Genomic DNA, 263 nt, shown 5'->3' with positions numbered 1-263 from the left:
CCATTCGGAAATCCCCGGATCAGTGCTTACTTACAGCTCCCCGAGGCATATCGGTGTTCGTCCCGTCCTTCTTCGGCTCCTAGTGCCAAGGCATCCACCGTGCGCCCTTTCTAGCTTAACCTTATAAAAAAAGTTATTGCTTTGGCGCAGATAAATAATATATCTGCCTTGCATTTGTTTGGATGTCGATATCTAGTTTTCAAAGAACATAAGAAATAACCTTTTCCATAAGAAAACGTTATTTGATTTAGAGAGAGAGTTCT

1 rRNA gene is annotated in these 263 nt (G+C 41.8%); it reads right to left on the bottom strand.

Going from position 1 to position 263, the window contains the following annotated elements:
* A 23S ribosomal RNA gene (locus M3196_RS21850) occupies positions 1-121 on the bottom strand; the annotation flags it as partial.
* Positions 122-263: the final 142 nt, after the last annotated feature.

This window comes from Fictibacillus nanhaiensis (assembly GCF_023715445.1).
GTDB classification, from domain to species: domain Bacteria; phylum Bacillota; class Bacilli; order Bacillales; family Fictibacillaceae; genus Fictibacillus; species Fictibacillus nanhaiensis_D.
The sequence above is the reverse complement of the archived record's forward strand: the minus strand, read 5'-3'. Positions and strand labels throughout refer to the sequence as shown.